Genomic DNA, 14,968 nt, shown 5'->3' with positions numbered 1-14,968 from the left:
CACCCCCCTCATTCCACCTTGAACTTCTTGTTCGCTTCCATTGCCCCGACAGCGACTTTGTTCACGGCCTCCACCATGCGGGTGATCTCATCCAGGGCGGCAGACGATTCTTCGGTAGCTGCAGCGGCATCACCGGCCTCTTTTGCCGTCCGCTCGACAAGGCTGGCCACTTCGTTGACGCTTGCCGTGATCTCTTCGGTTGTTGCCGCCTGCTCTTCAGTGGCTGCGGCGACTTCAGAGACGCTGTTTGCCACCTTGTCAACCGCCGTGGCAATTTTATTGAACGACTGCAGCGTTTCGGTCACCATCTTTGCACCAAGGTCAACGATCTGTTTCTCATTGGCCATGGCCTTGGATGCATTCCCGGTGCTCTTCTTGAGGCGGATAATCATCTCTTCGATCTGTTCTGCCGATTTCCTCGACTCCTCGGCAAGGGATTTCACTTCGGTTGCAACAACGGCAAATCCCCGCCCGGCATCACCGGCGCGGGCAGCCTCGATGGCCGCATTGAGGGCGAGCAGGTTGGTCTGGTTTGCAATCTCCCTGATAAGGAGGACAATTTTTGAGATCTCCCCCATCTGTTTTTCTACATCGGCAACAATTTCATAAACCTTTGCCGACGAGACGGAGATCTCCCCCATGCTTTTTTCCGCCTTCCCGGCAAGCTCCGCGCCCTTCTTGGAGAGATCATTGGTCTCTTTTGTAAGGTTAGACACGGATTCCATGCTGGAGGTGATCTCTTCTACTCCGGCACTCATGTCCTGCATGGCTTTGGTGATCTGATCGACATTCTGTGATGCCTTCACGGCGTTCTCGCTCACTTTTCCGGCATTTATAGCGATCTGCTGGACACCCTTGGAACCGTCTTCAATGCTGCGGGCTGCATTCCCAGCAGTTGACGTCAGGTCCTGCATCTGCCTGTTGACATCCTTGATGCTGATCTGGAGATTGATGATAACGCCCCGCACTGCATCCCGCAGCCTGACGATCTGTTCATATACATCTTTTGTATCGGCGTCGGGCTTGGTAATCTCGTATCGTACCGTCAGATCGCCTTTTGCAATCTCCGCATATGCCTTGGCAAGCTCCTCGACTTCATGCTCCATGAATTTCCGGGTTTTCACGACTTTTGTGATCTCGACATAGGATACATAGACGTACTTGAGATTCCCTTTCTCATCCTGAAGAGGGATATTCGTGCGCATCACCGTATGGACGCCGTTGGGTGCCTGCCAGGTCGATTCTCCGACGGTGACCTGTTTCTTCGCCAGGCAATCCGCAAACGAGCCTCCTTTATCCTCAAGGTACTTGAGAATCCCCTGTGTCCTGAAGTCAGACATCTTGATTGTCAGGACACGATCCATGGGTGTACCGACGATGGTACAGAACCCCTCATTGGCTTCAAGGATTTTACCTTCGTGGTCGGTAATGATATGCGCTACCGGATCTTTTTTGAAAAAATATTCATATGCCGTCAAATCCGTCATTCCGGATCACCCGAGTCTGATGACCGGCTCTTTGTACACTTCATTCATCAGCTGCCCGAGGCCTGTATACATCGCGGAGAGCCCGCAGAGAATGCCCACGACACCGGCGATCTGGAGGACCGCAACGTTGCCGGTCACGTTCCCCACGATCAGGAGGAGGAACAATAACGTCAGGAGCCCGAAGACCACCTGGAGCGCTTTTGAGAGCCTGAAGGTGATGATGAACATCACGAATGAGAACAGGCCCCATATGGTAAGGAACGAGACGAGCGCTTGCATCTCGAGCGGGCCGCTCCAGCCGAGCACCGGCATGAGGATCAGGCCCACGAGCGAGATCCAGAAAAAACCGTACGAGACGAATGCGGTCGTGCCGAACGTGTTGTTCTTCTTCCATTCCATGATACCTGCGATGATCTGCGCAATCCCGCCGAAGAATATCCCCATCGCAAAGATCGCTGATCCCATCGCAAAGAGCCCGGCATTGTGCAGGTTCAGAAGAACCGTGGTCATACCGAATGCCAGAAGGCCCAGCGGTGCCGGGTTTGCGGTCTGATCAGCTACTTTGACCGCCGTAAAATTACTCACATCCACCATAATTGCACTATCCTTTCCCTTTCATCAATACCAGCCATTGATGTCAGGCAATCTGAAATTATCCGAGATGGTTTATAAATCTTTTCCCAAAAAAAGCAATTATAAAATCCTGAAATTAATTTATGTCGGGATGTGATATCAGCAGCGAACTCCTCTCTAACCAGCCTTTGCCTCGCGGCAACCGCCGTCAAGTCGAAGAACCCTGTGGGTTCTTCTCCTGACTGCCCTTCCCTGCGGGAACGGCAATCATCAAGAAACCTAATTACCCCATGCACCCAACCATTCCCTACGCATGACGGCACACAAGATCCTGTTCATCGTCCTCGACGGGATATCGGACCGCCCCTGTCCCGAGCTCGGGGGCACCACCCCGCTCGCGGCGGCACGGACACCCGTCCTCGACAAACTCGCGGCCGAAGGAATCTGCGGGATCATGGATACCATCGCGCCCGGTATCCGCCCGGGGTCCGACACGGCCCACCTCGCCCTCCTCGGCTATGACCCCTACAAATATTACACCGGCAGGGGACCGCTCGAATGCGAAGGTTCGGGGATCCATATGGAGCCGGGCATGATCGGGTTCCGCTGCAACTATGCCACGGTATCCAAAGAGGGTATCGTCCTCGACCGCAGGGCCGGGCGGATCCACGACACTGCTGCGTTGAGTAAAGCGATCCAGGACGGGGTCGATCTCTCGGAGTCCGGCGTGGAGTTCACGTTCCGCTCCGGGGCCGGCCACCGTGCAGCGCTCGCCCTCAAAGGCGAAGGTCTCGGGCACTGCGTCTCCTCCAACGACCCCAAGAAGGAGGGGGTAAAGCCGTTCACGATCACTGCGGTCAAAAAAGGAGCGAACCACGAGAAGACCGCGGCGGTCTGCAACGAGTTCGTGAAGCAGTCGACAAGGATCCTCTTCAGCCACCCTGTCAACAGGGACCGGGTGAAAAAAGGGCTGAGCCCGGCAAACATCGTCCTGATGCGGGGGGCCGGCGAGATGGGGATCTTCGAGCCGTTCGGACAGAAGTACGGTCTCTCCGGCAGCGTCATCGCCGCCGCAAGCCTCATCACCGGCATCGGCAGGGTAGTCGGCCTTGAGCATGTCCCGGTGCCCGGCATCACCGGTTCGCAGGACAGCAATATCGCCGGGAAGATAGCGGCAGCGGAAAATGAACTGGAGACAAAGGACTTCGTGCTGGTCAACATCAAGGGAGCCGACGAGTCAGGGCACGACGGGCTCGCGGAACAGAAACGGAATTTTATCGAGAAGATCGATGCCGTGCTCGAACCCCTGCTGGCCTGCCGCGACTGCATCATCATCATCTGCGGCGACCATTCCACGCCGTGTACCATCAAGGACCATTCCGCCGACCCCGTGCCGGTCATCATCCGGGGGGACGGCGTCCGCATGGACGACGTGGTCAGGTTCGACGAGTATTCCTGCGCGAAGGGCGGCCTCTCCCGCATCACCGGCCCTGCCCTGATGCCGATTGCCCTCGACCTCATCAACAGGGCGCACAAGTTCGGGGCGTAAGGGCACTTCCGGGGTACGAATGAGAGAGAGAACCGTAAAGAACTGGCACAAGCACTGCCTCCTCCCCGACGGGACCGAGCTGCAGGAGCACAGCATCAGGACCTTAAGGAACATCGTGGTCGGCGAGTTCTGCCAGATCGATTACGGGCTGCGGGGAGCGGACGTCTTCGTTGGCGAGTCCTCAAAGATCCGCGAGTACGTCTGGGCAAGCGGCGACGCCCGGATCGGGAACTGGTGCGAGATCGGCGGGGACGTGATCGCAAAACAGGACGCCTATATAGGGGAAGGCGTGACGATCAACGGGAAGCTGTCCGTCTCGGGTGCGCTCGACATCGGCGAGAAGGTCACGATCCGGGACGGGTTCGAGGCAAGGGGAGACATCGAGGTCCGGAACCCGATGCCGGTCTTCATGTTCATCCTCATCTACTTAATGACGCTCCTCAGGATCGAGAACGAGAAAGAGCTCGACCGGATCCTCGACGACCTCTTCTCGGAGGAGGAGGAGAAACTGGAGGTCCCGCTGATGATCCCCGCCCGCTCGAAGCTGGATCTGAAGGTCTTTTCCGTCCCCTCCACCATGAAGATCGGGAAGGGCTGCCGGCTCCACGGCAACATCCGGGCCGGGTCCATCGACGTCCAGCAGAACACGGTCATCTTCGGGAGCCTGCGAGCCAGGAACCGGATCGCGGTTGTCGACGGCGTCACCGTCCACGGGAACGTGGAGAGCGGGAGTACCGTCTATGTCCGGAAGGGCGCCCACATCCTCGGCGATGTGAAAGCCAAGTCCATCGTGCTCCACGAGGACGCACGGGTGGACGGGACCATAGAAGCCCCGCACGGGCTGCGGATCGAGCGTGGTGTATGAAAGCCTCAGAAATTCTCGGGGTGGAGGCGGTCGGTTTTGTCGAGCCTGCGTTTGCCGCGCTGACTGACTGCACCTTCAACATGGTGCTCGCGGAAGTGGTGGGTGATGAGGGGCGACTCCTCGTGGACGAGAACGAAGAGCCGCTCGCGCTGGCATTCCGCGGGCCGGACGGGTGGACCGCCGGTTCGTTTCTCTGCAGGAACCCGTCGCTTGCCCTCATCGAACGGTTCGAGTATATGAACGGGGAGATATTCCAGGAAGACCGGACCGTATGGGCAGCCGCGGTGCGGGAGTATTTCAGCGAGGCACTGCGGGCCGCCGTCCCCCCCTCTGTTGAAGACCTCAACCCGGTCCGGCGGGGGATCCTGAACAACCTCATCTCCGGGTACTGGGGGGACGCGAAAGGGGAGACCTGCATCGACTGCTGCTGCGGCTCCGGCGTCGGGTCGCTGGTCCTGCGCGAGCTCGGCTACTCCCCGTTGTCCTATGACAATGACGAGACTCTCCTCAGCCGGGGACTGGCAGAAGGGCGGCTCCTCCCGGGGGAGACGATGTGGCTGGACGCGACCATCGCCACGCAGTATCTTGAACCGGTACCCAAAGGGATTGGGATCATGATGGGCGAGATCAACACCTTTACCCAGGAGATGTGGAGGCAGATCATCAGCGAGCTCTTCCTCCTGACCCGGGAGACCCTCATCACGGTCGGGACCGGGCAGGAGGCGCTGCTCATCCGCGACTGGGGAGAGGAACTCGGGCAGGAAGTCGAAGTGAAAGAGAACACGGCCGACCCGATTTACGATCTGTGGGTGTGCCGGTCGACGCGGAAGTAACAAAACCTGATGATCGTGTGAGACAAACAGGCACCCAACCGTAACGATTTCACACGCGAAAACGAGTCGAAGCCTGATGGCTTCTCCGCTTCGTGGTTGGAGAGGTTTGTCAAAATCTCGACGAGGAGAATCAGAGAGGTTTCTTGTAAACCTCGATGAAGAGAAGTGAGGCAATAAGCCGAACTTCGAAGGACGGCATCATCCGGCCTTCGACTTACTGACGAACCACTCAGCTCCCGGAGGTCTGACCTTCCCGGATCAGTCCTCGCTGATGCGAAGAGGATACCCGTCGGGTTTGCGAAGACTCTTTCACCCCGCCCCCTCTTGTGCCACCAGCAAGTCGAGGAACCCGGAGGGTTCTTCGACTTGAGAGAGGGAATCACCCTCATCCCTCTTCAAGTATTTACAAAAAAAATAGACACTGACAGGATTTCTACGGACCAAAAAATTGAAATTAGCTCACTTCTTCCGGTGCTTCTTCTTCTTTGCCTTCGGCTCGTCCTTTGCCATCGACATCAGATCGATGATATAACTCCCCTCTTTTCCCACGCTCACGATCCGCTCATCGGTCTGCGCCATCTTCTCGAGGTTGATCTCGTAGGAGCCGGGGGAGACGATCCTGATGGTCTCCACCCGGTCGTACATCTCGACCTCCTTCTTTGCCTTCGGCTCGACGACTTCGAGGACCTCCTCGTGTGTCTCCTCCGCGATCTCGTCGATAGACTTCTCCTCGAGCACGTCCCTGTTGATCTCTGCCTCCTTGATGTAGAGGAACTTCTTGCCGCCGCAGCTTGCGCACCCTTTCAGGATCTCGGTCGACCCGTCTTTGTATTCCCGCCCGCATTTCGTACACTTGTGCGGCATACCGCTCACCCGAAGTATTCGAGCATGGTCTCGTACAGGTTTTCCACGTTCCGCCCCTCAAGGCCCGAGATCGCGACCACCGGGTGCTGGGGGAACGCGCTACGGATCCGACCCGGGGCCGCGTCGGGAAGGTCGATCTTGTTTGCCACGATGATGACCGGCAGGTTGCGGGCCTCGATGATCCCGATCATCATGATGTTGACCTGCAGGAAGGGATCGAGGGTCGAGTCCAGCATGTAGACCACGCCGTCGATGTCCTCGCGCAGCCAGTGCATCGCCTCGGCAACGCCCTCGGTCGCTTCCCGGGCCCGGATGATCGACTCCTCCTTCTCCATACCGAACTCGAGGAACTCGTGGTAATCGATCCTGGTGGTGACCCCCGGGGTGTCCACGATATCGATGGTGATCGTGTTGCCGTTCGCACCGGAGATGATGATGTCCTCCTTCTTGCGTGCCCTCCGGGTCTCGTGGGGGATCTCGCTCACCGGGCCGACGGCATCCCCGGTCCAGTCCCGGGCGATGCGGTTCGCCAGCGTCGTCTTTCCTGCATTGGGCGGACCGTAAATACCGATCCGGGTCTTCTTCTTCTTGAAAAATCTGTTGAGGAAGTTTGAAAATTTCTTTTTTGCCGTACCAAAGGTCTGATAAAATATCTTCACTTTCCACCTCGTTGGCAAAGTATTGTACTCAGGTACAACGGATTTACCATCATTCGTTAGTAATGTATAGAATACGCTGTTTATTATGTTTCTTATCCCGGACATGCCGCACCCGCCGGTAACGTACCTCCCGGGTGCACCAGTATTACTGTGCAGCATCGGGGATCTGCCTCTGCCACATTGTTTTTATACAAGGGGAGGGAGTATGCTAATTGTAATCATCAGCAAGCACTTCAAGGAGGTGACTCATGAAAAAGACATCCAATGCTATCCGGTTTGAGACCCGTGTCCAGATCAGGGAGGTCATGAAGAAGAACCCGATCATGATCAGCATCGAGGCGACGGCTGCAAAAGCGGCAAAAGCCATGTGCAACGAGGAGGTCGGGAGCGTCATCATCCTCAGGAACAACACCCCAATCGGCATCGTTACCGAGGAAGACCTCGCCTGCAAAGTCGTGGCCAGGGACTTCAAACCGAGCTCTGTACATGTGAACGAAATCATGAGCACGCCACTCATTACGGTGAGTGCGGAGAAGACGGTGGTGGATGCTGCCCGGATGATGGTGAAGCATAAGGTAAGGAGACTCCCGGTCGTGGACGAGCACAAGAACGTGATCGGCATCGTGACCGTTCGGGACCTCCTTACCGTCTCCAACGAACTCAACGAACTCCTGACCGATCTCATCGAGATCAACCGGGAAGAGATCGTCGAGCAGGGCATGTGCAACCGCTGCAGCCAGATGTCTGATGATCTCAAGCGGGTGGACAACGTCATGCTCTGCCCCCGCTGCCGTGAGGAGGAAAACATCACATGAAGACAGCACAGGATTTCATCCTTGAGATCCCTGTGCTGAAATACAACGACCTGATAACCAGGGCACGGCAGATCTTGAGAGATGACCGTTTCCGCGAGGTCTATGTTGTCGATGGGAAGAAGAACCTGCTCGGCTACATCGACATCAGGGACAGCCTGCGGGTGACCGCGACAAAATCGAACGTGACCGTCGAGGGGTTCGTGAGGGAAGCGCCCTCCGCCAGCCCCACGGACTCGATCGAGCAGGTGGCAAAGACAATGAAGGAGTTCCGTACCGACAGTGCAGCGGTCGTCAGCCCGAAGCCGCACCTCGTGGGGGGGATCCTCCTCGCCGACCTGTTCCCGGTCATCATCTCGCGCAATGAACTCCACGGCACGGTCGGCTCCCGGATGTCCGGGAAGGTGGTCACCGTCAGCCCGGCAGAAGAGCTCCAGAAGATCTACCCGATGATCGTGGAGAGCGGCTTTTATGTCTTCCCGGTTGTCAGGAAGAAGCAGCTGGTCGGGATCATCTCGAGGCGCGACCTGATCAGCAGCCGCCGGGTGCGGTCGGCGATCGCCCACCATGCCCATACGACCATCGAAGACGCAATGACCACGGACGTGGTCACGATCGGGCCCGGCGAGGATATCGCGACTGCAGCAGAACTGCTCGTGAAGTACGACGTCAGCCTGCTGCCCGTCCTGGAAGAGGGAGATCTTGTCGGGGTCGTGAACCGCCATGACGTCCTGGCAGCGCTCGCGTGAACGAAAGACCAGCGGAGAAGAGAGAAGGACCCCCGGCAACCGCTGAACGGTTCCGCATGGGATCTATCGGGGAAAGGGTCACCAACCCTTCGGAGGGTGATAATGCAGCAGAATGATCGTGGCATCAAGCAGGGAGACAGGCTCCTGAAGATGCAGGGAAAACTCGACCGGGGCCCGGTGGAGTTCAAGTCCCATATTGCTGAACAGGAAGGAGAGATCATGGCGATCGCCACACGTGAGGTCAGTTCCGTCCCGCCGACCCAGACCATCATGGCGGCGGTGGAACAGATGACGAAGTGCGGTTTCCGGCGTCTCCCTGTCACGGATCCCGGCACGAAGAGACTCCGGGGGATCATCACTTCGGGAGACGTGATCAACTTCATGGGCGGGGGCGACAAGTACCAGCTCGTACAGGTACGGCACAACGGGAACCTGATCGCTGCGGTGAACGAGAACGTGCGGACCATCATGACCCAGCAGGTTACGACCCTGCCCCATGATGCCTGCATCCGGGACGCAGTCGACGTGATCGTCGGAAAAAAGATCGGGGGGCTCCCGATTGTCGACAAAGACGGGGTGCTTGCAGGGATTGTCACTGAACGCGACGTGCTCCGGGTGCTCGGTTCTGAGAGAAGTTCCCTCCGGGTCGAGGACGTGATGAGCTCGTCGCTCCGGGTCACCTCCCCAGACCGCCCGATCTCGACGGTCACCCAGGACATGACCCGGTACCGGTTCCGGCGGCTGCCGGTGGTGAGCGACGATGTCCTCTACGGGATCGTCACTGCCACGGATATCATGCGCTATCTCGGGAGCAGGGAGGTCTTCTCCCGGCTCACGACCGGGAATGTCGCGGAGGTGACCGGGCTGCCCGTCCGCACGCTGGTAGCAGGCGGGCTCTACACCACGAACCCGGAGAAGAACATCAACGAGGCGGCCCGCGAGATGCTGGAGCGGAACATCGGGGCGTTGCCGGTCATCGAGGACTCCCGGCTGATCGGGCTCGTGACCGAGTTCGACCTCGTCCGGGCATTCGCGAAGGGGTGACTGCGATGTTCGCACGCGATGTAATGACCGCCCCGGTCTATATTGTCGACCCCAATGCGACGGTAGCCCATGCCCGGAACCTGATGGTCCGGCACCATATCTCGCGCCTCCCGGTCATGGACGGGGGTAAGCTTGTGGGGATCATCACGAAGAAGGACATTGCCTACCGGTTGCGCCAGGGAGAACCGGCCTGGAGGCGGCGCCCGCTCGACCGCATCCCCGTTGGGGCGCTTGCGAGCTCCGGCCTGGTCGTGGTCTCCCCAGACACCGGGGTGCGCGAGATCGCACGGATCTTCGTTGACCGGAACCTCAGCAGCGTGCCGGTCGTGGAGGATTGTGCTGTGACCGGCATCGTGACCAAGAGCGATCTGATGAAATCCGTCCTTGTCCGGGAACTGAACTGCACGGTCGGGGACGTGATGGAGGATGTAGCGACAGTCAGCCGCTACCACTCGCTCGAACACGTGATCAACGTGATGCGGGAGCGCGATGACAAGGTGCTCGTGCTGAACGACGACGGCACGCTTGCCGGCATCGTAACCGAGACGAACCTCGCGTTCTTCGACGACGAACCAAAGATATCAGGTGTGGCTGGAAAAGATGTAACGATAACACGGCGTGAAAGGGCGGACGGGTCGAGCGGGCAGGGCATACTCGTGGTCGCATCGGTGACCGCGGAGGACGTGATGACGACCCCCGTCATCACCGTCCCGGCAGCGACCCCGCTCCCGGAAGCAATAGCACTGATGGCAAAACACCATGTCAACAGCCTCGTTGTCATGGAGAAGGACTCAATTTACGGGATCATGAAACGCGATGATATCATAAAGGAAGTGGCCAAATGACAAAAGATGTTTTTATCAGGGATGTAATGGTAAAACCGGCAACCATAGCAAAATCAGCAAAGATAACCGAAGCGCTCGATAAGATGCTTGCAGAAGGGATCGATCCCCTCATCGCGGTCAATAATAACTCGGTTGTCGGGACGGTCTCCCGGCACGCGATCGCGGAAAAGCTGGGCAGCAGGCAGAACTCCGTCATTGCACCGGCTGCCATCCACGTGGCAAGCGTGGTAGAGGTGGATTTCACCAGCGTCTATCCGGATGAGAGCATCAACGTGCTCATCCCGCTCCTCCAGCGGTACAAACTGGTGGTCGTGTACGACGCCGACCACAAGCTCATCGGGCAGGTCACCGCGGGTGACCTGCTGAAGAAGTTCCCGCCGGCAGATGGCCTGGACCCTGCCATAGAGAAAGTCGTGACCATCGAGGCGGACGAGCGGGTCGTCCACCTCAGGCGGAGGATGCTCGATGACAATATCACCCGGTTCGTGGTCTCCGAGAACGAGAAGTACACCGGCATCGTGACCGAGACCGATGTCGCCATCGCGATGCGCAGGTTCCGGGAGTCGGTGACGGACAACCACCAGGACCACCGGATCCGGAACATGCTCGTCAAGGACATCATGAGCGCCCCCCTGCTCTCGGTGGAGAGGACTGCGCCGGTCTCGGATGTCGTGGGTATGATGCTCAGGAAGAACATCAGCTCGGTCCCCGTCATGGACAAGGGGAAGCTCTTCGGGATCGTAACCCGCCGTTCGCTGGTGGCTGCACTCTGACTCGGGACCGGATCTTATCTCTCCCTTTTTTTGTTCTGCAGAAATGGGCATGAACCAACAGTTCAGACCAGAATCACGCACATCAAATAACAATGTGAGGTCTCCCCGCCTCAGGGCCTCTTCGAGGCACGGCGGGGCAGATTACCGTTCCGGAAAGGAAAGGTAATTAAGGCCGCCGCGGGGGCGCCCCGTCGGGGGCGGCGGCGTCCATCCCATTTGGGGGACTGGTAGTGAAATCGGGAGCACAATATCGCAAAAAAACGTTTTCCACAATCCTTAGTGATGGGCAATGTGTAAAAAATTTCCACCAATAAGGCTGATTGTGTACCTGCCGAGAACGGGTTTGTCGTTAATCCCTTCGAGAAATTTTTCGACAGACGCGACTATTGCATAGAATCGTCCGGGTTGTAAGACTATCAGGTCGTTGATACGGAGATCCATTCTTACAACAAATTAAAGTAAACGGATATGAGTGATAGAACGTAGTATGAAAGTGTTGATCTAGGTACACAGTCATCATATTTTCCTTACGATAAGGTTGATTAGTTCGATTTTACTACAATTGACATATGCGAACTGATTTTTGCGTTCATTACAAAGGGACGGGATTTCCACCAACGAATCGATATTGTCGTGAATGCCCTATCGCACATAATGCGTGTGATGAATTATGGTCGTGTGTTGTTGAATTATCAAATTTGAATAAAGGAATGTCTGTAAAATTGCCAGGAACAAGAGTAGAAATGTATCCGAACCCTAATAATTGGCAAATTGTTCACTTGAGAGTTAATTCACAATGGAATCTCGGAAAGGAAGATTTCCTATATTTCATTGCAACAGGACATGCACAACTTGGTCGAAAAGATCAAAGACAAGATCTTATTGTTTCACCAAGTATGACAAGACAAGAGCCCTATGTTCAATCAATCATTCAAGCAATCGGTGGAGATGATATTCCTGAAATAAGAGCAGTAAGGTCGATTCAATTACGACGATGATATCAAAATAATGAATCAATAACTTCTTTCCTGATATCTACATCCGCCATCAAAATTTGTACATCCTCGATAAAGTTCATCAGTTTTTGTTGCTTTTCTCCAAACGAGTGGATGACCACATTGTGGACACGTTCCAGCAATTTCACCCCCTTTGCCCTCATCATTATCCGAATCCTGATAGACATCCTCAACATCTTCGAGAGATCGTTTGAGCATGCACTTCGTTGTAATCTTTTTAATAATAATACTTTTTACGATTCTGATAAGTTCACGGTGAATCTTCAATTTTCCATGTCTGAAATAAATTAAAGTCAACCGACAACTTATCACGACCGGAGCGGTTAGACAATTCAGCAGCTCACCTGCATCTGACCAAATTTTCAATAATCCACAGTTAACAATGTGTTATTAAAAAATTCCCTGTTCCTGTTTACAGTCGGATGAGGAACACGATCCCGACAACGATCCCGATTACAACTATCGCCCACCGCAGGTGTTCCGGGTTTACCCGTCCGGCAATCCTCCCCCCGATCGCCCCGCCGGCCAGTGCCCCGGCGGCCATGACCAGCGCAACCGGCCAGACGACAAGGCCGGAGAAGAGGAAGAAGACCGCTGCAGCCACGTTTACGGAGAGGGAGACGCACTGCTTGAGCGCATTGAGCCGGGTCAGGCTGTCGTCAAAGAAGAGCCCGAGCACCGCGAGGACGATGACGCTCAGTCCTGCACCAAAATAGCCACCGTAGACAGCGGCAAGTCCGAGCGGTACAATCGCATTTTTCTCTCTGTCCGCCTTGTCATTCGTGTGGGTGCTGTGTTCCTGTACCCATTTCCTGACCCGGTCCTGCACCGCCAGCAGTACGGCCGCAAGGAGGATGAGGAACGGGACGAGCACCCGGAACACCTGCGGCGGGATGTACAGCAGCAGGACAGCCCCGGCGATCCCACCTGCGATGCCGGCAGGGAGGAGGAGCCGGAGGCGGTGTCCCTGCCCCGCGAGGTCTTCCCGCTGGGCGATCGCGCCGCCGAGATAGCCCGGGCAGAGCGCCACGGTATTCGTGATATTTGCAGCGACTTCAGGTATCCCGAGCGCGATAAGGGTGGGGAACGAGACGAGGGTCCCTCCGCCTGCGAGGGCATTGATGATACCGGCGGATACGGCTGCCAGTCCTGCTATCGCGAATTCGTACCCGGAGAACATGTCCCGTTCCTGGAGTTCGCAGTCAGAGGATGCCTGCCAGGTCGCGGGCCCTCAGGATCCGGACGCCGATATTGGCCATGTCCCGCACGTTGGCGCTGTGGATCCCATTGTCCTGCGCCCCGACGGCATCGTCCACCAGCACGACGGGGTAGTTGTACGCGATCGCATCGAAGACCGTGGTGCGGATGCAGTTGGGGGTCTGGATCCCGGTCACGACAAGGTCAGTGACGCCGAGGTTCCGGAGCATCAGGTCCAGTTCCGTGCCGATGAACGCGCTCATCCGGATCTTCGGGATCACGTACTCGCCGGGGAGTGGCGACAGTTCATCGACCACGGCGGCGCCGTGCGTCCCCTCTACTGCAAACGGCTGCTCCCGGAACCGGTCCTGCCGGATGATCTCTACGTCCGAGCCGTCCTTCCGGTGGACCCGGAGGATGTGGAAGACGGGGAGTTTCTTCTCCCGGAACAGGGTGAGAACTTCGAGGATCTTCGGCACCACCGCCCGGCCCTGGGCCACCCGGAGCGGTCTTCCTTCAAGCACGAAGTCGTTCTGCATATCGATGATCAGGAGTGCTGGTCGGTTCATCTGCTCACTTCCCATACAACGTCAGGCTTTGGCTATAAGTATTGTGTGCCTCTCAGGAGCGGTTGTCCGGTTCTCCATGAAAAACGCATATATATCTGCCCTGCACCCGAAAAGGGGAATAGCATGACCGGACCTGATATCAGATCCCTGCCTTTGAAGTCCGCGACCTCCGGTGAGATCTCCCTCGCGTTTCGCGATCTCGGCACCGGTTTTCCTCTCATTCTCCTGAACGGCTTTGCCTCAACGATGGATATGTGGAACCCGCCGCTCCTTTCCGCCCTCTCTGACCTTTTCCGGGTCATCATCTTCGACCACCGCGGCACCGGTTATTCATCGTCATCGGACATGCCGTTCTCCCTCCCGCTCTTTGCAGAGGACGCCGCCGCCCTTCTCGGCTCCCTGGGCATCTCCCGGGCGCACGTGCTCGGCCACTCGATGGGCGCCTGCATGGCCCTGGAACTCGCACTCGCCCGCCCGGAGCTCGTGGAGAAGCTGGTTCTCGTCTCGGGAAACTGCGGCGGGAAGGAAGCGATTCCGATGCAGCCCGGAGTATGGGCCACGCTCTCGGACAAGAGCGGTTCCGCAACCGATGTGGCCGACCGGATGTTCTCCGTTCTCTTCACGCCGGAGTGGCTGGCAACCCATGACCCGTGGCAGTACTGCCCGGAGGTGTACGAGACGACGGGTGAGGATGTTGCCGCCCGGCAGGCTGCGGCTTTCTCTTCGTGGGCGGGCTGTTACGACCGCCTTCCCGTGATCCATGCGCCGACCCTTCTGCTGACCGGAACGGATGATGTTATCATCCCGGCGGAAAATTCCTTCACCCTCGGGCGACGAATCCCCGGTGCAAAGGTCGTCCCTGTCTGCGGGGCTGGGCACGGGCTGATGTACCAGCACCCGGAAGAGGTTGCCGGGACCGTGATCTCGTTTCTTGAAACGTGACTGGCGCCTGCCACATTCTGAAACGCCCTATCCCTGGTGGCCCCCTTCCCTAACGGGGTTCGGCATTTTGGAGGATGGATGAGGGTGGGGTTTACTCCTGGACCTGATCCTGAAGTCGAAGATTGTTTCACAATCTTCTCCTGTCTGCCCTTCCTGCGGAACGGCAGACACCATCCGACCCCCCGACCACT

Annotated in this window: 17 protein-coding genes; 10 read left to right on the top strand and 7 right to left on the bottom strand. The window is 57.2% G+C overall.

The window, feature by feature from the left end; translation table 11 throughout:
- Nucleotides 1-8: 8 nt before the first annotated feature.
- Nucleotides 9-1,487 (bottom strand): methyl-accepting chemotaxis protein, encoded by a 1,479-nt coding sequence (locus ABSB80_RS00225; RefSeq protein ID WP_428366952.1) that lies wholly within the window; start codon nucleotides 1,485-1,487, stop codon nucleotides 9-11.
- Nucleotides 1,488-1,493: 6 nt separating this feature from the next.
- The gene (locus tag ABSB80_RS00220; RefSeq protein ID WP_428366950.1) at nucleotides 1,494-2,081 is read right to left on the bottom strand and encodes an acetate uptake transporter; all 588 of its coding nucleotides are present in this window, start codon (nucleotides 2,079-2,081) and stop codon (nucleotides 1,494-1,496) included.
- 292 nt (nucleotides 2,082-2,373) lie between these two features.
- Between ABSB80_RS00220 and ABSB80_RS00215 the strand changes: the two genes are divergently transcribed.
- The 3 genes from ABSB80_RS00215 to ABSB80_RS00205 are packed head-to-tail and all read left to right on the top strand — an operon-like array spanning nucleotide 2,374 to nucleotide 5,307.
- Nucleotides 2,374-3,609, top strand: coding sequence for a 2,3-bisphosphoglycerate-independent phosphoglycerate mutase (locus tag ABSB80_RS00215; RefSeq protein WP_428366948.1), 1,236 nt, complete (start codon nucleotides 2,374-2,376; stop codon nucleotides 3,607-3,609).
- A gap of 19 nt (nucleotides 3,610-3,628) precedes the next feature.
- A complete protein-coding gene (locus tag ABSB80_RS00210) occupies nucleotides 3,629-4,474 on the top strand; it encodes a polymer-forming cytoskeletal protein (protein ID WP_428366946.1) in 846 nt (281 codons plus the stop codon).
- A complete protein-coding gene (locus ABSB80_RS00205; protein WP_428366944.1) occupies nucleotides 4,471-5,307 on the top strand; it encodes a hypothetical protein in 837 nt (278 codons plus the stop codon). Before ABSB80_RS00210 ends, ABSB80_RS00205 begins: the two co-directional genes overlap by 4 nt.
- 459 nt (nucleotides 5,308-5,766) lie before the next feature.
- Here the strand turns inward: ABSB80_RS00205 and ABSB80_RS00200 are convergent, their stop codons facing one another.
- On the bottom strand, nucleotides 5,767-6,171 hold the full coding sequence (locus ABSB80_RS00200; RefSeq protein ID WP_428366942.1) for a Zn-ribbon domain-containing protein: 405 nt from the start codon (nucleotides 6,169-6,171) through the stop codon (nucleotides 5,767-5,769).
- 5 nt (nucleotides 6,172-6,176) lie between these two features.
- Entirely contained in the window at nucleotides 6,177-6,830 is a 654-nt protein-coding gene (locus ABSB80_RS00195; RefSeq protein ID WP_428366940.1) for an Era-like GTP-binding protein, read from the bottom strand.
- 248 nt (nucleotides 6,831-7,078) lie between these two features.
- Here ABSB80_RS00195 and ABSB80_RS00190 point away from each other — a divergent pair, with 248 nt between their 5' ends.
- The 6 genes from ABSB80_RS00190 (at nucleotide 7,079) to ABSB80_RS00165 (ending at nucleotide 12,051) form a co-directional block, all read left to right on the top strand.
- Entirely contained in the window at nucleotides 7,079-7,645 is a 567-nt protein-coding gene (locus ABSB80_RS00190; RefSeq protein ID WP_428366938.1) for a CBS domain-containing protein, read from the top strand.
- The gene (locus ABSB80_RS00185) at nucleotides 7,642-8,391 is read left to right on the top strand and encodes a CBS domain-containing protein (RefSeq protein WP_428366935.1); all 750 of its coding nucleotides are present in this window, start codon (nucleotides 7,642-7,644) and stop codon (nucleotides 8,389-8,391) included. Before ABSB80_RS00190 ends, ABSB80_RS00185 begins: the two co-directional genes overlap by 4 nt.
- A gap of 102 nt (nucleotides 8,392-8,493) precedes the next feature.
- A complete protein-coding gene (locus ABSB80_RS00180) occupies nucleotides 8,494-9,435 on the top strand; it encodes a CBS domain-containing protein (protein ID WP_428366933.1) in 942 nt (313 codons plus the stop codon).
- A gap of 5 nt (nucleotides 9,436-9,440) precedes the next feature.
- Entirely contained in the window at nucleotides 9,441-10,280 is an 840-nt protein-coding gene (locus tag ABSB80_RS00175; protein WP_428366931.1) for a CBS domain-containing protein, read from the top strand.
- Nucleotides 10,277-11,053: a CBS domain-containing protein gene (locus ABSB80_RS00170; protein ID WP_428366929.1), complete on the top strand. Its 777-nt coding sequence runs from the start codon at nucleotides 10,277-10,279 to the stop codon at nucleotides 11,051-11,053. Before ABSB80_RS00175 ends, ABSB80_RS00170 begins: the two co-directional genes overlap by 4 nt.
- Nucleotides 11,054-11,622: 569 nt before the next feature.
- Nucleotides 11,623-12,051: a hypothetical protein gene (locus ABSB80_RS00165; RefSeq protein WP_428366927.1), complete on the top strand. Its 429-nt coding sequence runs from the start codon at nucleotides 11,623-11,625 to the stop codon at nucleotides 12,049-12,051.
- A gap of 15 nt (nucleotides 12,052-12,066) precedes the next feature.
- Here ABSB80_RS00165 and ABSB80_RS00160 read toward each other — a convergent pair whose 3' ends face one another.
- From ABSB80_RS00160 to ABSB80_RS00150, 3 genes are all read right to left on the bottom strand, one after another.
- Nucleotides 12,067-12,267, bottom strand: coding sequence for a hypothetical protein (locus ABSB80_RS00160; RefSeq protein WP_428366925.1), 201 nt, complete (start codon nucleotides 12,265-12,267; stop codon nucleotides 12,067-12,069).
- 214 nt (nucleotides 12,268-12,481) lie between these two features.
- The gene (locus ABSB80_RS00155) at nucleotides 12,482-13,249 is read right to left on the bottom strand and encodes a sulfite exporter TauE/SafE family protein (RefSeq protein WP_428366923.1); all 768 of its coding nucleotides are present in this window, start codon (nucleotides 13,247-13,249) and stop codon (nucleotides 12,482-12,484) included.
- A gap of 22 nt (nucleotides 13,250-13,271) precedes the next feature.
- A complete protein-coding gene (locus ABSB80_RS00150) occupies nucleotides 13,272-13,835 on the bottom strand; it encodes a cysteine hydrolase family protein (RefSeq protein WP_428366921.1) in 564 nt (187 codons plus the stop codon).
- 123 nt (nucleotides 13,836-13,958) lie between these two features.
- On the opposite strand from ABSB80_RS00150, the gene ABSB80_RS00145 reads away from it, so the two are divergent.
- On the top strand, nucleotides 13,959-14,777 hold the full coding sequence (locus ABSB80_RS00145; protein WP_428366919.1) for an alpha/beta fold hydrolase: 819 nt from the start codon (nucleotides 13,959-13,961) through the stop codon (nucleotides 14,775-14,777).
- Nucleotides 14,778-14,968: the final 191 nt, after the last annotated feature.

The organism is Methanoregula sp. (assembly GCF_050010295.1).
Classification (GTDB): Archaea; Halobacteriota; Methanomicrobia; order Methanomicrobiales; family Methanospirillaceae; genus Methanoregula.
The sequence above is the reverse complement of the archived record's forward strand: the minus strand, read 5'-3'. Positions and strand labels throughout refer to the sequence as shown.

Excerpts from the sequence above, each read along its gene's own strand:
- ABSB80_RS00225 (WP_428366952.1), bottom strand. The coding sequence starts at position 1,487 with ATGACGGATTTGACGGCATATGAATATTTTTTCAAAAAAGATCCGGTA.
- ABSB80_RS00220 (WP_428366950.1), bottom strand. The coding sequence starts at position 2,081 with ATGGTGGATGTGAGTAATTTTACGGCGGTCAAAGTAGCTGATCAGACC.
- ABSB80_RS00215 (WP_428366948.1), top strand. The coding sequence starts at position 2,374 with ATGACGGCACACAAGATCCTGTTCATCGTCCTCGACGGGATATCGGAC.
- ABSB80_RS00210 (WP_428366946.1), top strand. The coding sequence starts at position 3,629 with ATGAGAGAGAGAACCGTAAAGAACTGGCACAAGCACTGCCTCCTCCCC.
- ABSB80_RS00205 (WP_428366944.1), top strand. The coding sequence starts at position 4,471 with ATGAAAGCCTCAGAAATTCTCGGGGTGGAGGCGGTCGGTTTTGTCGAG.
- ABSB80_RS00200 (WP_428366942.1), bottom strand. The coding sequence starts at position 6,171 with ATGCCGCACAAGTGTACGAAATGCGGGCGGGAATACAAAGACGGGTCG.
- ABSB80_RS00190 (WP_428366938.1), top strand. The coding sequence starts at position 7,079 with ATGAAAAAGACATCCAATGCTATCCGGTTTGAGACCCGTGTCCAGATC.
- ABSB80_RS00185 (WP_428366935.1), top strand. The coding sequence starts at position 7,642 with ATGAAGACAGCACAGGATTTCATCCTTGAGATCCCTGTGCTGAAATAC.
- ABSB80_RS00180 (WP_428366933.1), top strand. The coding sequence starts at position 8,494 with ATGCAGCAGAATGATCGTGGCATCAAGCAGGGAGACAGGCTCCTGAAG.
- ABSB80_RS00175 (WP_428366931.1), top strand. The coding sequence starts at position 9,441 with ATGTTCGCACGCGATGTAATGACCGCCCCGGTCTATATTGTCGACCCC.
- ABSB80_RS00170 (WP_428366929.1), top strand. The coding sequence starts at position 10,277 with ATGACAAAAGATGTTTTTATCAGGGATGTAATGGTAAAACCGGCAACC.
- ABSB80_RS00165 (WP_428366927.1), top strand. The coding sequence starts at position 11,623 with ATGCGAACTGATTTTTGCGTTCATTACAAAGGGACGGGATTTCCACCA.
- ABSB80_RS00160 (WP_428366925.1), bottom strand. The coding sequence starts at position 12,267 with ATGCTCAAACGATCTCTCGAAGATGTTGAGGATGTCTATCAGGATTCG.
- ABSB80_RS00155 (WP_428366923.1), bottom strand. The coding sequence starts at position 13,249 with ATGTTCTCCGGGTACGAATTCGCGATAGCAGGACTGGCAGCCGTATCC.
- ABSB80_RS00150 (WP_428366921.1), bottom strand. The coding sequence starts at position 13,835 with ATGAACCGACCAGCACTCCTGATCATCGATATGCAGAACGACTTCGTG.
- ABSB80_RS00145 (WP_428366919.1), top strand. The coding sequence starts at position 13,959 with ATGACCGGACCTGATATCAGATCCCTGCCTTTGAAGTCCGCGACCTCC.